Genomic DNA, 12,549 nt, shown 5'->3' with positions numbered 1-12,549 from the left:
TATCCTCGAACACGGACATACGTCGCACCCATCCTCATTGTCTGTTCCCCGGTCGAACTGGTCTCGCTGTCACAGCAGACCCGGACGCGGACCGAGGTCGTCCGCCTGACCGCGACGGCGGACACATGACGGCTCCTGGACGGTCAGCGACGCTACCCGCGGGCGGGGGACGTCACCGGCATCGTCAGGTCATCGCAAGGTTGGCGCCCGCCGGTCACGCCCAGGACGAGCCGATCGAGCCGTCAGCGGCGCCGGCGGCAACCTGACGATCTCCTGACGGAATCGCCCGCACCCGGTCACGACCTCGACGACGGGGCTAGGAAGGCGGCTGGTGGTCGACGGGACGCCCGACCGGCTACAGGTCCGCTGGGCCCGCAGTCGACCCCCGACGGGCGCCCGCCGACCACCGCCTCCCTCCGCCGGAGCACGTCACAGGCCCGTCAGGGCCGTCGGCCCCAGGTCGACGGAGGTGGTTTCGGGCCGCCCGCACAGGGCTGGGCCGCCAAGACCGTCCGACGCCCCAGTTCGTGGCGCTGTCCATTCGGGCGAACCCGGCTGAGCCGGGGTCGGGCCTCGCCACGTGCAGGCGCGCGACCGCCGTTCCCGACCGACCATCCCGATCTGACGGGATCCTGACGAATCCTCGAACCGCTACCCCGTGCCAGCGGCAGTGGCATACACAGTCCGCGGTGGCCGACGGAGATGCGCGGCGCCTTGCCCCGGTACCGCCTCCGCCGGCCACCATCCCGCCGTCGCGTGGTTCCGACAACCCACCGCCGCCTGATCTCCCCACCGGCCCGCGTACCGCAGCAGGCCCGGTGGACGACGCATACCGGCCCGGCCGGCAGAGGCGTCCCGAGCCGTGGTGCACACGCAGCCGACCGTCGCCGTCCTGCGGGGCGGAGCGGTCCCGGATGTGATGGAGTGGCCGCCGGGGCCACCCGGTTCCGCGGACGGGGGCACGATGAACAGACCGGGCACGGTGGGCGCGGCCCGTGACACCCTGCGAACCCAGCTGTGGCCGGTGCCCACGATCGGTGTCGCGCTGGCCGTCGCGCTCGGGGTGTTCCTGCCCCGCCTCGACGAGCGCATCGACGACGTTCTGCCCGCCTCCGTGACCAGGTACCTGTTCGGCGGCGGTGCAGGAGCCGCCCGATCCGTGCTCGAGGCGATCGCCGGGTCACAGATCACTGTCACGTCCCTGACGTTCTCGCTGACGATCGTCACCCTGCAGCTGGCCAGCAGCCAGTTCTCCCCGAGGTTGCTGCGCACCTTCACCAGCGACCGGTTCGTGCACGGGACCCTCGCGCTGTTCCTCGCGACCTTCGCCTACTCGCTCACGGTGCTGCGCACCGTGCGGACCGCCGACGACGGACAGGACGCATTCGTCCCGCAGATCTCGGTGACACTCGCCTTCCTGCTCGCCCTGGCGACCGTGGTCACGCTGGTGCTGTTCCTCGCGCACCTGGCGAGCAAGATCCGGGTCGAGACGATGCTGCGCGAGGTCCACACCTCCGCCTCCGACACCGCTGACCGGATGCTGTCCGTGGACGGCGAACCTCCGGCCGGGAACTCTGCGCCACCCGATCCGCCTGCCGACGCGATTCTCGTACCGGCGGCGCGCTCCGGCTTCCTCGGCGGCGTGGACGAGGAAGCCCTGCTGCATGCAGCCGTCGACGCCGATGCCGTCGTGCTCGTCGACCGCCATCCCGGTAGCTCGCTGATCGCCGGCACCCCCGTCGCAGCCTGCTGGCCCCGCGCAGCCGCGGGGTTCGACCCCGGCACCCGCAGCCAGCTCACGGAGCGCGTGGCGACCGCGATCTCCACCGGTTACGAACGCACCGCCGCACAGGACGTCGCCTACGGTCTGCGGCAGCTCACCGATGTGGCCGTCAAGGCCCTGTCCCCCGGCATCAACGACCCCACCACCGCCGTGCACGCCCTCGGCCACTCCGCGGCACTGCTGTGCGAGCTCGCCGGTCGCGACCTCGGACCCCGCCTGCTGCACGACGACGAGGACCGGATCCGGGTCGTTCTGCGCCGTCCGGATCTCACCGAGCTGTTGGACCTGGCCGTGTCCCAGCCTCGTCGCTACGGTGCGGCCGACCCAGCCGTGCTGACCCGGCTGATGATGCTGCTGCGCGAGCTCGGCTGGACCGTGGACCGGCCCGACCAGCGTCGGGCGGTCACCGACCAGCTCGCTCGGCTGCGCCACACCGTCGACGCGCAGGACTTCGACGCCGTCGAGCGCACCACTCTCGCGGAGCTCGGTGTGCAGGTCGAGCAGGCCGCAACGGGCAAGTGGATGCCGAACCCGACCGCCGTGTGAACCGATCCCGGCTCCTCCTCATCGCCGACACACGATGGTGGAGGCAGGTGATGTCCATCCGGGTGTCCCGGTCCCCGACCCGCTCGACCTTCAGCCGGCAGACCCGGGTGGGCCGCCGGCACCCTCGGCGTCCGCTACCCCGAGGTGCACGCCGACGGAACGGTGTCCGGCGGCCCGATGCACCACCTGCGCAAGGACGTGGCCGAACGGCTGCCCGGTGCGACCGGTCGCATCGTGGGCCGGATCCTCGCCGCCGGTGCCGCCGTGATGATTCTGTTCTTCGGCCTCGCCGGCGGCAACATGTTCCAGGCCAACCAGACGTTCGCCCAGCTGCGCGACGTCACGGGAGGCGAGACCGGCCCGCTCGGCGGCGCCGGCACCGCACTCGTGTTCGGTCTTGTGCTGGCGGCTCTGGTCGGGGCCGTCCTCGTCGGCGGCATCGCGTCCATCGGACGGGTCACCAGCCGGCTCGTGCCCACCATGGCGGTGGTCTACATCGCGGCGTGCCTGATCGTGATCGGCGTCGACCTGCCCCAGGTGCCCGCGGCGTTCGGAGCGATCTTCGCCGGTGCCTTCACCGGCGCCGGTGTGGCCGGGGGCACGATCGGAGCGCTGACCGTCGGCTTCCAGCGCGCGGCCTTCTCCAACGAGGCGGGCCTCGGCTCGGCCCCGATCGCGCACTCCGCCGTGCGGACCGAGCACCCCGTCACCGAGGGGTACGTCGCGCTCCTGGAGCCCTTATCGACACCGTCGTCATCTGCACGATGACAGCGCTGACCATCACCATCGCCGGCATGGTTCCCCTACGTGCTCACGGTGGCGGTCGCCCTGTTCGCCCTGTCGACGATCATCACCTGGGGCTACTACGGCTAGAAGGCGTGGACCTACTCTTCGGCCGCAGCCCGGCCAGCGAGCGCATCCACCAGGCCGTGTTCTGCGTCTTCGTGGTGATCGGGTCGGTGCTCACCCTGGGCAGCGTCCTGTCCTTCGCCGACGCCGTGCTGTCCCTGCTCGCCCTGTTCAACGTGGCCGGTCTCCACCTGCTCGCGCCGGTCGTGAAGCGGGAGGTCGTCGCCCACCGGGAGAAGCTGCGGACCGGGGAGGTCGTCGAGGCCACGACGAAGACGTCCTGACCGGGGTGGTCCTGACCGCGACGGCGTCCGACGAAAGTCGTACGGGGGACCCGACCGCGGACCGACCCGGACCCGCCGCCGGGCCGATGCCTCGCGGACGACCGGCGCGCGACGGTGTCACCCATGACCGCACCGCCCCCACCGCGCGCCCTGCGCACCGCCGCCCGCACGGTCCTGGACCTCGCCGTGCCGCTGGTCCTGTTCTACGTCCTGCTCGGCATCGGGGCCGGCGAGATCACCGCACTGGCCGTCGGCGCCGTCCCGCCGCTGCTCGGCGCCCTCTGGACCGCCGTGCGGCACCGCCGGGCCGACGGGTTCGCCCTGACCGTGCTGGCCGTCATGGTCCTCGGCCTGCTCGCCGCGCTGATCAGTGGCGATCCCCGCGACGTCCTGGTCCGCGGGGCCCTGCTCAGCCTGCCGGCCGGCGTGATGATGCTCGCCAGTCTCCGCCTGCGCCACCCGGTGACCTTCCAGACCACCCGCGCGCTGCTCCCGCACCGGGCCGAGCGGATGGACCGGATGTGGGAGACCGACCCCCGCCTGCGCCGGGCGTACCGCGCCATCACCGTCATGTGGGGTTCGGTCCTGCTCGCCGAGGGCGGGCTGCGCGTCCTGATGGCCTACACCCTGCCCGTGGCGATCCTGCCCGCGCTGGAGACCGCACTGGCCGTCGCCACGATCCTCGTCCTGCAACTGCCCACCCACCTGCTGCTGCGCCGGGCCGGCGTCTGGCACCAGCTGCTCGCCCCACGGCAGGTCGAAACGCCGGTGCGGGCAACGCCGCGGGCGAGGCCTGGTCTCGCTACGACCTGGGCCTGCTCGCGCGCAGGCGGTCGGATCCGACGGCCGCCGCCCACCTCCGGGCGGCGCTGGACTCCTTCCGGCTGCTCGGGTACCGGTGGGCGACCGCTTGCGCGGCGTGCGCCCTTGGCCCGGTCGAGCTCGTCGCTGGACAGGTCGACGAGGCCACCGCGCTGTTCGACGAGGCGCTTGAGCTCTCCGAGCAGCTCGCCGACGAGCTCGGTCTCGCGCGGTGTCTGGAGGGGGCGGCGGCGGTCGCGGCCGCCCACGGCACGCCCCGTGCCGCGGCCTGGCTGCTCGGCGCGGCCGCCGCGCGACGGACGCGGCTGGGAGCGCTGCTGTCCGCGGAGGAGCGGTCCGATCGCGAGGCGCTGGATCGCGGGCTCGCCACCGAACTCGGCGCGGCCGCGTTCGACCGGGAGCGCGACGCGGGACGCAGGCTGGGCACGGCCGTCGACCTCGCCCGCGAGGTGCTCCGCGCGGACCCGGCCCGGCGGGCGCTCGGATCGCTGACCCCACGGGAGCGGGAGGTCGCCCGGCTGGTGGCCACCGGGCGGACCGACCGGCAGATCGCGCGGGTCCTGGGGGTCGCCGAACGAACCGTGCACGTGCACGTCCGGCACATCATCGGGAAGCTCGACGCGGGCGGACGGGCCGGCGTCGCTGGCCAGGTCGCGGCCCACGAGGAAGCGCCTCCCGCACCTGCGGACACCTCGCGCTACGCGTGATCTCTCCGACCGTGCCGGGTCAGCCTCCGACCGTGCCGGCGTCGATGGTCTCGCCCCGGCTCGAGACGATCTCCAGCCGCAGGCCGTCGGGCACCTCCCCGGCCAGGGACGAGAGCAGGCGATCGGTCGGCGGGAGCGCACCGGGGGTCTGCACGCGCAGCCTGAACGTTGCGGAGTGCAGGTCGACCCCGTCCACCGACGAGCCGGGGGCCGTGGCCAGCCACTGGACCCCGGCCCGCTGGATCGCGGCCTCCCACGACGAGACGAGGCCGCTGAACACGGTGTTGAGCACCAGCGGGATCCCCAGCACCACGGCAAGCACCGCGAAGGTCACGTACGTCCGGTTCGTGCCGCGAGACCCGTCGGTCACCAGCTCGGACGGATAGCCCAGCACGGCGAATACGAACATGCCCGCGAGCACCAGCGCGACGAGGTTGGACAGGAACAGCAGCGACGCACCGGCGGCGAGGTCGAACGCGCCGCGGCCGAGACAGATCCCTACCACCGCCAGGGGCGGGACAAGGGAGATCGCGATGGCCACGCCGGGTAGCACGGCCGCGACGTCGCGGCGGGTCAGAGCGACCGCGCCCGCCAGCCCGGTCGCCTGCGCCGCGACCAGGTCCAGCAGCCCCGGGGAGATCCGCGCGGTGATCTGGCTATTGTCGGTGAGCTCGTAGGAGCCGGGCAGCACCGCGGCGGCCAGCACCCCGATCAGCACCACCAGCGCGGCGCCGGCCAGTACGAACGCCACCGAGCCGTTGCGTCGGCGCTTCACCGCTGCCAGCGCGATCCCCATGATCGGCGTGGACAGCGGGGCGATGATCATCGCCCCGATCACGGTCGCGGTGGAGTCGCTCATGATCCCGGCCGCGGCGACGATGCCGGAGAGGGTCAGCATGGTCCAGAAGGCCGAGCTCTTGGCGCGGACGTCGCCTGTGCGCAGTTCAAGGTCGTCGGACAGCTCGTCGAGCGTGCGTCGTTGGGCCTCGGGCAGGATCCGGACGCGCAGGGCGGTCAGCATGGCTGATTGTCCCGTGCACGCACCCTGTTGGCCATCATCGCCCGGACGGGCACTGTCGAGGTGCGGCCGACGTGGCGCTGACGACTCGTCGTGGATGAGCCGTGGATGAACGACAGCTACCGAGCTGACACCGTCCACGACTGAAGTGGCGACTCCCGCACGACGTCGTGCCGGAGCTGCAGGTAGTTTGCGCTTGCCGCCCTTCTTGGGGCGTCGGCCACGGGATACGGGGACATCAGCGGCGGTCCAGGCGGTCGACGACGGTGGCGGGCCGCCGGGTGTCCGGACGGACCGGGGTCACGCCATGATCCGGTCGAGCATGTCGCGCATGTATTCCAGGACGGCCCGGTCCCCGGCGGGCACCCGGTCGCGGGCGGGCCCGGCCCCGTGGCGCGCCGCGGCCGCCGTCGCGTCGGCCACCAGCAGCCGCCAGCCGGGGCCGTCGAGCAGGTGACCCGACTGCAGGTGGTCGAGCACCCGGGCGGCGGCCTCGACCCGGCCGGTCGCGGCCATCGTGGCGACGAACTCGGTGCAGTCCATCATCGCGGCCTGCATGTTGTCGGTGACCAGGAGCACGTCGATGTGGTCGCGCAGGATGCCGAAGGCGCGCGCGTGCTCCCCACGCCGAAAGGCCGCCCGCGCCCGCAGCGGTGCGGCAGGGCTGTGCGTGCGGGGCGGCACCTCGATTGCGACCCCCTCGGCGAAGTAGCGGTCGGCCCCTGCGGTGTCCTCCTGGAACAGTGCGGTGTAGCCGAGTAGCAGCAGCGTCCAGTGCACGAAGGTCGGCGGGCCCTGCCGCCGGTACCGCTCGAGCAGCTCCCGCAGCCGGGCCTCGGCGCGTCCGAGCTCGCCGAGGTTCATCCACGCCGTCGCCACGTTGATCTCGGCGCGTTCGGCCAGGTGGTCCTCCCCGCGCGCGCGGAGCTCTGCCACGGCCCGCGGCGCCCACACGGCCATCAGCGGGTGGTCCTGGGTGGCGATCGCCCGCGCGTGGTGCAGCAGGACGTGGTCGGGTTCGCCGTGATGCGCCAGCAGGCGCCGGTAGGCCTGCGGGTCCTGGGTCATCGAGTACCGGTGCGCCGCGGCGTAGAGTCCGAGCAGCCGCGCGTCGGTGTCCCCGGGATCGGTGACGGCCAGCAGCCGCTCGGCCCAGTCGCCGAGCTCGACGGCGCTGCGCACCACGATCTCGGACAGCACGGGGGTCAGCAGGTCCCGGGCCTGACCCGCCCGGCCGGTCCCGCAGGCCCAGTCGAACGCCGAACGCAGGTTGGGCAACAGGGCCGCCAGGCGCACGACGCCCTCGGGCTCGCCCCAGCCCGCCAGCAGCGTGTGGATGCCGGTGACCTCGCACCGGCACCACCGGGCGTGCCGCTCGGCGACGGCCTCGGCTGCCCCGGCGTCGCCGAGGCGGTCGCGACCGAACTCGCGGATCGGTTCGAGCAGCCGGAACGTCCGGCCGAACGGCCCGGACCCCACGGTCACCAGCGACTGCTCGGCCAGCCGCCCGAGCGCGTTGGCGACCTCGGGCGGACTCAGCGGCGCGGCACCCGCAACCCACTCGGCCGCGGCCAGGTCGAACGTGCCGTGGAAGATCGACAGCCGCTGGAAGACGGTGCGCTCGGTCGGCGCGAGCAGGTCGTAAGACCACCCGATGGCCGACCGCAGGGTGCGGTGCCGCTCCGTGCCGCCACGCCGGGTGCCCTCCAGCACGTGCAGCCGGTGCCGCAGCCGCTCGCACAGCTCGACCGGGCCCATCGTAGCGGCGCGGGCCGCGGCGAGCTCGACGGCAAGCGGGATCCCGTCGAGCCGGCGGCAGATCTCGGCCACCTCCCCGGCCACCTGCCCGGCCACGTCGGGCGACGCGTCGAGGGACCGGGCGCGCTCGGCGAAGAGCTCGGCCGCCGATCCGTCCGGGTCCAGCGGCGGGACGGTGACGACGCGCTCGCCGGTGAGCCCGAGCCGCTCCCGGGAGGTGGCCAGGATCCGGACGTCCGGGCAGCCGTCCGCGACGAGCGCGGCGAGGTCGGCGGCCGCGTCGACCACGTGCTCGCAGTTGTCAAGTACCAGCAGCGCGCGGCGGCGGCGCAGGGTGTCGACGACGCTGCGGGCCAGGCGCACGCCGTGCCGCTCGCGCACACCGAGCACCTCGGCGACGGCCCGGGGTACGTCGGCGGCGGCGTCGATGTCGGCGAGCTCGACCACCCAGCCGTCCCGGGGCGCGTAAGCGCGGGCGGCGGCGAGGGCGAGGTGGGTCTTGCCGATCCCGCCCGGCCCGACCAGGGTCACTACCGGGTGGGACGCGAGCGCCCGGCCGACCCGCTCCAGCTCCTGGTCCCGGCCGATCAGCCGGCCGAGCCGGTGCGGCAGGTTGCCGCCGCGCCGGTCCGACGTGCGCAGCGGCGGGAACCGGTCGTCGCCGAGCTGGAGGACCTGCAGCTCGCCGACGACCCCGTCGAGGACGTGGCGGCCCAGATCGCGCAGCGACGTCGCCGCGAGCAGGGACGTCGCCGCGAGCAGCCCGGCGGTGGACCCGGACACCAGCGTCTGCCCGCCGTGGCCGACCGCGGCCAGCCGGGACGCAGTGTGCACCGCAGGCCCGAAGTAGCCGCCGTCGTGTTCGTCGGCGGCGCCGGTGTGCAGGCCGACGCGCAGGGCGGGCCGTTGCCCGCCGGCCTCGCCCGGTGCGGCGTCGTGCAGGTCCGATGCCCAGGCCACGACCCGGTCCGCGGTCCGGAACGCCACGCCGTAGGAGTCACCGGCGTGGGCGAAGACGTGGCCGCCGTGGCGGCGGGCCAGCTCTTGGTGAACGGGCCGGCCGGTGGCCCCGCTGCCCCCGACGTCGACGAAACCGACCGTCACCGTCCCGGTCGGTGGCGCCGGCACCACCCGCGACGGCGGCGCGGGCGGGTCGGGACCGAGCTGCGCGTCGTGGCGCAGGATGCGCAGCTCCAGGTCTTGCAGGTGGCGGCCCGGTGCCACGCCGAGCGCGTCGGCGAGCCGGTCGCGGGCGGTCCGGTAGGCGGCCAGCGCGTCGGCCTGGCGACCAACCCGGTACAGCGCGGTCATCAGCAGCGCCCACAACCCCTCGCGGAAGGGGTGGGCCGCGGTGAGCTCGCTGAGCCGGGCGATGCAGCCGGCCGGGTCGGACTCGACGTGCCCGGCCAGGTCGTCCTCGACCGCGCCGAGCCAGCGTTCGGTGAGCCCGGCGACCGCGGCGTCCAGCCCGGGCGCGTCCAACCCGGCCAGCGGCGGGCCCCGCCAGTCCGCGAGAGCGCCGTTGAGATCGCCGGCGTCCAGCGACCGTGCGAAGCGCGCGACGTCCACGGCCTCGGCGGGCAGGTCGAGCCGGTAACACCCCGGCGACCTCGTGATCGATGCGGCGCCGAGGGTGCGGCGCAGCCGAGCGAGGTAGGACTGCAGGGTGCGCTCGGCGGTGCGCGGCGGGTCCTCGCCCCACACTGCCTCGACCAGCCTGGGCACCGGCACCGCGGACCCCACGGACAGGGCCAGCGCGGCGAGCACCACCTGGCACTTGGCCGGCCCGACGTCCAGGGGTCGGCCGTCGAGGCCTGAGGCCTGCACCCCCCCCGAGCAGCCGGACATCGACGGTGCTGACGTGCCCGCGCCGGCCGGCCATCGACCCAACCTAACCGCCGCCGCCGCCGGGAGAAAGGTGCCGGACCGGCGGCTCGACACCCGCGCGACATCCGCACAACAGCCCCGGGCGACGGTGGGCGCGTCCACCACCGCACACTCCGGGAGACCCGATGCAGGCGATCGTCCACGACACGTACGGACCACCCACGGCCCTGAAGACCCGAGAGCTCGGCGACCCGGCACCCGACGACCACGCGGTCCTGGTCCGGGTCCGGGCCGCCGGGGTGAACCGGGGCGACGTGCTCGCCGTGGAGGGCATCCCCTACGCGACGCGCCTGGCCACCGGCCTGACCGGACCCCGGCGGCGCGTGCCCGGCGCCGACGTGGCGGGTGTGGTCGAGGCGGTGGGGACCGCAGTCACCGATCTGCGGCCGGGCGACGAGGTGCTCGGCTGGGCCGAGGGTGCCTTCGCCGAGCTGGCCTCGGCGCGCCCGGGACTGCTGGTCGGCAAGCCGACCAACCTCACCTTCGAGCAGGCGGCCGCCGTCCCCACCGCCGCGGTCACGGCCCTGCAGGCCCTACATCGGGCGGGCCCCCTCCCGGCGGGCCGGCACGTCCTGGTGATCGGCGCCTCGGGCGGTGTCGGGACCTTCGCCGTCCAGCTCGCGAAGGCGCTGGGCGCCGAGGTCACCGGCGTGGCCGGCCCCCGCAACGTCGAGCTCGTCCGCTCCGCAGGCGCCGACCACGTCCTGGACTACACCCGCGACGACGTGACCGGGCACACCGGCCGCTACGACCTGGTCGTCGACCTGGTCGGCCGCGAGTCGCTGCGCACCGCGCGGCGGGTGCTGCGACCGGCGGGCACCTACGTGGTCGTCGGCGGGCAGAACCCCCGGTCGCTGACCGGGATGAGCAGGTTCGCCGGGGCGCTGGCGCTCTCGCCCTGTGTCCGGCAGCGGCTGCGGCCGCTGTTCGCGACCCGGGACCGGGCGGCCCTGGAGCGGGTCACCTGCCTGGCCGCCGAGGGCCGGGTGCTGCCGGTCATCGACGCGACCTACGACCTGCGCGACGCCACCGACGCCCTGGGTCACGTCGGGGCCGGCCACTCCCGCGGGCGCGTCGTCCTCACCGCATGACCATCCACCGCACACCCGGGAAGGACCCGATCATGGCCACACCACTGGTCCCCGACCGCGAGACGACCACCTGTACCACGACCGCCGCACCCGCGGCGCGGAGCAGGCTGCGCCGGCTGACCCGCGTCGCGGGGATCCTCTACCTCGCGATCTTCGTGCTGTACCCGCTGTCGGCCGCCGTGCGCTCGACCCTGGTCGTGCCCGGGGACGCGGCCGGCACGGCGCGGAACATCGCCGCGAGCGAGAGCCTGTTCCGCTGGGGCATGGTCGGGGAGGCCACGGTGGTCCTCGTCGAGATCGCCCTCGCCGGGGTGCTGTACGCCCTGATGCGGCCGGTCAGCCGGTCGGTGTCGCTGGCGGCGGCGCTCGCTCGGGCGGGCGAGGGCGTCGTGATGGCCGCCGGCAACCTGCTGACCAGCATCATGACCCTCGTGCTCGTCGGCGGCGCCGGCTACCTCACGGCGTTGAGCACCGAGCAGCGCGACGCGCTCGCGCTCGCGTTCCAGGAAGCCGACAGCTCTCTGGTGCTCGTTTGGGGGCTGCTGTTCGGGCTGCACCTGGTGCTGCTGGGCTGGCTCGTGTATCAGTCCGGGTACCTGCCGCGGCTGGTCGGCGGGCTGCTGGCGCTCGCCGGTTTCGGCTACCTGGCGCAGAGCCTCGGCACCCTGGTGGCTCCGGAGCTCGCCGGCGTGCTGTCCACCGTGGTGCTCGTGCTGGCCGTCCCCGGCGAGCTGGCCTTCTCCGGCTGGCTGCTGGTCCGGGGGGTCGACGCCGACGCGTGGCAGCGGCGCGCTCTGGCGGCCCGCGAGTGCGAGCTCTGATGAACCGTCTGGTGTCGCGGCTGCGCACCGTGCTCACCGCAGCCGCGGTTGCGGTCGCGGTGACGCTCGGCGTGGCGTGGCGGGCGTAGGCCTTCCCGCAGCGGGCAGGTCCAGCGGTGGCCCGCCGCCCCGGAGGCCGATCCCGATCAGGCCGCCGGGACGCAGCACGCGGCAGGCCTCGGCCGGCGCCACCTCGCAGCCTCCCCACATCCCGTTCGACCGCGGCCGTGCACGGTGCGGATGACGTGCTGACGGCGGCCGTGGTCGCCGAGCGCCCGCCTCCGCGGGCTCTTGATCCGGGAGGTCAAACGCCGACTCGCCCGGCGAGGCCCCAGTAGCGCTCATAAGCACTTCTGCTTATGGCACCGCGGCAGGTCCGCGGCCGACCCTGGAGTCCATCACCGGACGCACGACCATCGGCAGGAGGCACCCATGAACACACGTCCCCGCACCGGCAGGCCCCACCACCGGGCCGCGGCGATGACCGCGGCGGCCGCGGACCGGGCTGATCCGGTTCGGACGAAGCTGCGGGCCACCTGGTCGGCCGGCGACTACGCGGAGGTGGCCCGGCAGGTCATCCCCGATCTCGGGGCCGCACTCGTCCGGGCTGCGGGCGTGCTGCCGGGCAACCGCGTCCTCGATGTGGCGGCCGGCGCGGGCAATGCCGCCCTTCCCGCCGCCTCGCAGGGGGCCGACGTCGTGGCGGCCGACATCACCCCCGAGCTGCTGGACGCCGGACGGGCCGAGGCCGACCGGCGCGGCCTGTCCGTCGAGTGGGTCGAGGCCGACGCGGCGGCGATGCCCTTCGCCGACGGCGAGTTCGACGTCGTGCTGTCCTGCGTCGGGGTGATGTTCGCGCCCGACCAGCAGGCCGCGGCCGCCGAACTGCTGCGCGTGTGCCGGCCCGGCGGCACCGTCGCGCTGCTGTCCTGGACCCCGACCGGGTTCATCGGCGACCTGCTGCGCGCGGTGCGCCCCTAGGG

8 protein-coding genes and 1 pseudogene are annotated in these 12,549 nt (G+C 74.3%); 7 read left to right on the top strand and 2 right to left on the bottom strand.

Annotation, left to right across the window (positions count from 1 at the left end; all coding sequences use genetic code 11):
* The first annotated feature begins 919 nt into the window (after positions 1-919).
* From PHY01_RS25650 to PHY01_RS26775, 4 genes and pseudogenes are all read left to right on the top strand, one after another.
* The gene (locus PHY01_RS25650; RefSeq protein WP_307723989.1) at positions 920-2,329 is read left to right on the top strand and encodes a DUF2254 domain-containing protein; all 1,410 of its coding nucleotides are present in this window, start codon (positions 920-922) and stop codon (positions 2,327-2,329) included.
* Between the two features lie 120 nt (positions 2,330-2,449).
* Positions 2,450-3,462 (top strand): annotated as a pseudogene (locus PHY01_RS27855) (alanine/glycine:cation symporter family protein); the annotation flags it as partial.
* A 123-nt stretch (positions 3,463-3,585) separates the two neighbouring features.
* Positions 3,586-4,776 carry a VC0807 family protein gene (locus PHY01_RS25635; RefSeq protein WP_141282781.1) on the top strand — a complete coding sequence of 397 codons (1,191 nt, stop codon included), beginning with the start codon at positions 3,586-3,588 and terminating at the stop codon, positions 4,774-4,776.
* Positions 4,777-4,805: 29 nt separating this feature from the next.
* The gene (locus tag PHY01_RS26775) at positions 4,806-4,991 is read left to right on the top strand and encodes a LuxR C-terminal-related transcriptional regulator (RefSeq protein ID WP_170183987.1); all 186 of its coding nucleotides are present in this window, start codon (positions 4,806-4,808) and stop codon (positions 4,989-4,991) included.
* 19 nt (positions 4,992-5,010) lie between these two features.
* Here the strand turns inward: PHY01_RS26775 and PHY01_RS25625 are convergent, their stop codons facing one another.
* Both PHY01_RS25625 and PHY01_RS25620 read right to left on the bottom strand, forming a co-directional pair.
* Positions 5,011-6,012: a DUF389 domain-containing protein gene (locus tag PHY01_RS25625; RefSeq protein WP_141282779.1), complete on the bottom strand. Its 1,002-nt coding sequence runs from the start codon at positions 6,010-6,012 to the stop codon at positions 5,011-5,013.
* A gap of 297 nt (positions 6,013-6,309) precedes the next feature.
* On the bottom strand, positions 6,310-9,594 hold the full coding sequence (locus PHY01_RS25620; RefSeq protein WP_218030350.1) for an AfsR/SARP family transcriptional regulator: 3,285 nt from the start codon (positions 9,592-9,594) through the stop codon (positions 6,310-6,312).
* A gap of 185 nt (positions 9,595-9,779) precedes the next feature.
* Here PHY01_RS25620 and PHY01_RS25615 point away from each other — a divergent pair, with 185 nt between their 5' ends.
* The 3 genes from PHY01_RS25615 (at position 9,780) to PHY01_RS25605 (ending at position 12,547) form a co-directional block, all read left to right on the top strand.
* Entirely contained in the window at positions 9,780-10,745 is a 966-nt protein-coding gene (locus PHY01_RS25615) for an NAD(P)-dependent alcohol dehydrogenase (protein WP_141282776.1), read from the top strand.
* Positions 10,746-10,777: 32 nt separating this feature from the next.
* Positions 10,778-11,566: a DUF4386 domain-containing protein gene (locus tag PHY01_RS25610; protein WP_170183986.1), complete on the top strand. Its 789-nt coding sequence runs from the start codon at positions 10,778-10,780 to the stop codon at positions 11,564-11,566.
* A 432-nt stretch (positions 11,567-11,998) separates the two neighbouring features.
* On the top strand, positions 11,999-12,547 hold the full coding sequence (locus tag PHY01_RS25605) for a class I SAM-dependent methyltransferase (RefSeq protein WP_246086154.1): 549 nt from the start codon (positions 11,999-12,001) through the stop codon (positions 12,545-12,547).
* Positions 12,548-12,549 lie beyond the last annotated feature (2 nt).

It is taken from the genome of Pseudonocardia hydrocarbonoxydans, assembly GCF_006539565.1.
In the GTDB taxonomy this organism is placed as follows: Bacteria; Actinomycetota; Actinomycetes; order Mycobacteriales; family Pseudonocardiaceae; genus Pseudonocardia; species Pseudonocardia hydrocarbonoxydans.
The sequence above is the reverse complement of the archived record's forward strand: the minus strand, read 5'-3'. Positions and strand labels throughout refer to the sequence as shown.

Bases quoted from the DNA above. Each gene is read 5' to 3' on its own strand.
- PHY01_RS25625 (WP_141282779.1), bottom strand. From the start codon at position 6,012: ATGCTGACCGCCCTGCGCGTCCGGATCCTGCCCGAGGCCCAACGACGC.
- PHY01_RS25610 (WP_170183986.1), top strand. From the start codon at position 10,778: ATGGCCACACCACTGGTCCCCGACCGCGAGACGACCACCTGTACCACG.
- PHY01_RS25635 (WP_141282781.1), top strand. From the start codon at position 3,586: ATGACCGCACCGCCCCCACCGCGCGCCCTGCGCACCGCCGCCCGCACG.
- PHY01_RS25615 (WP_141282776.1), top strand. From the start codon at position 9,780: ATGCAGGCGATCGTCCACGACACGTACGGACCACCCACGGCCCTGAAG.
- PHY01_RS25605 (WP_246086154.1), top strand. From the start codon at position 11,999: ATGAACACACGTCCCCGCACCGGCAGGCCCCACCACCGGGCCGCGGCG.
- PHY01_RS25650 (WP_307723989.1), top strand. From the start codon at position 920: ATGGAGTGGCCGCCGGGGCCACCCGGTTCCGCGGACGGGGGCACGATG.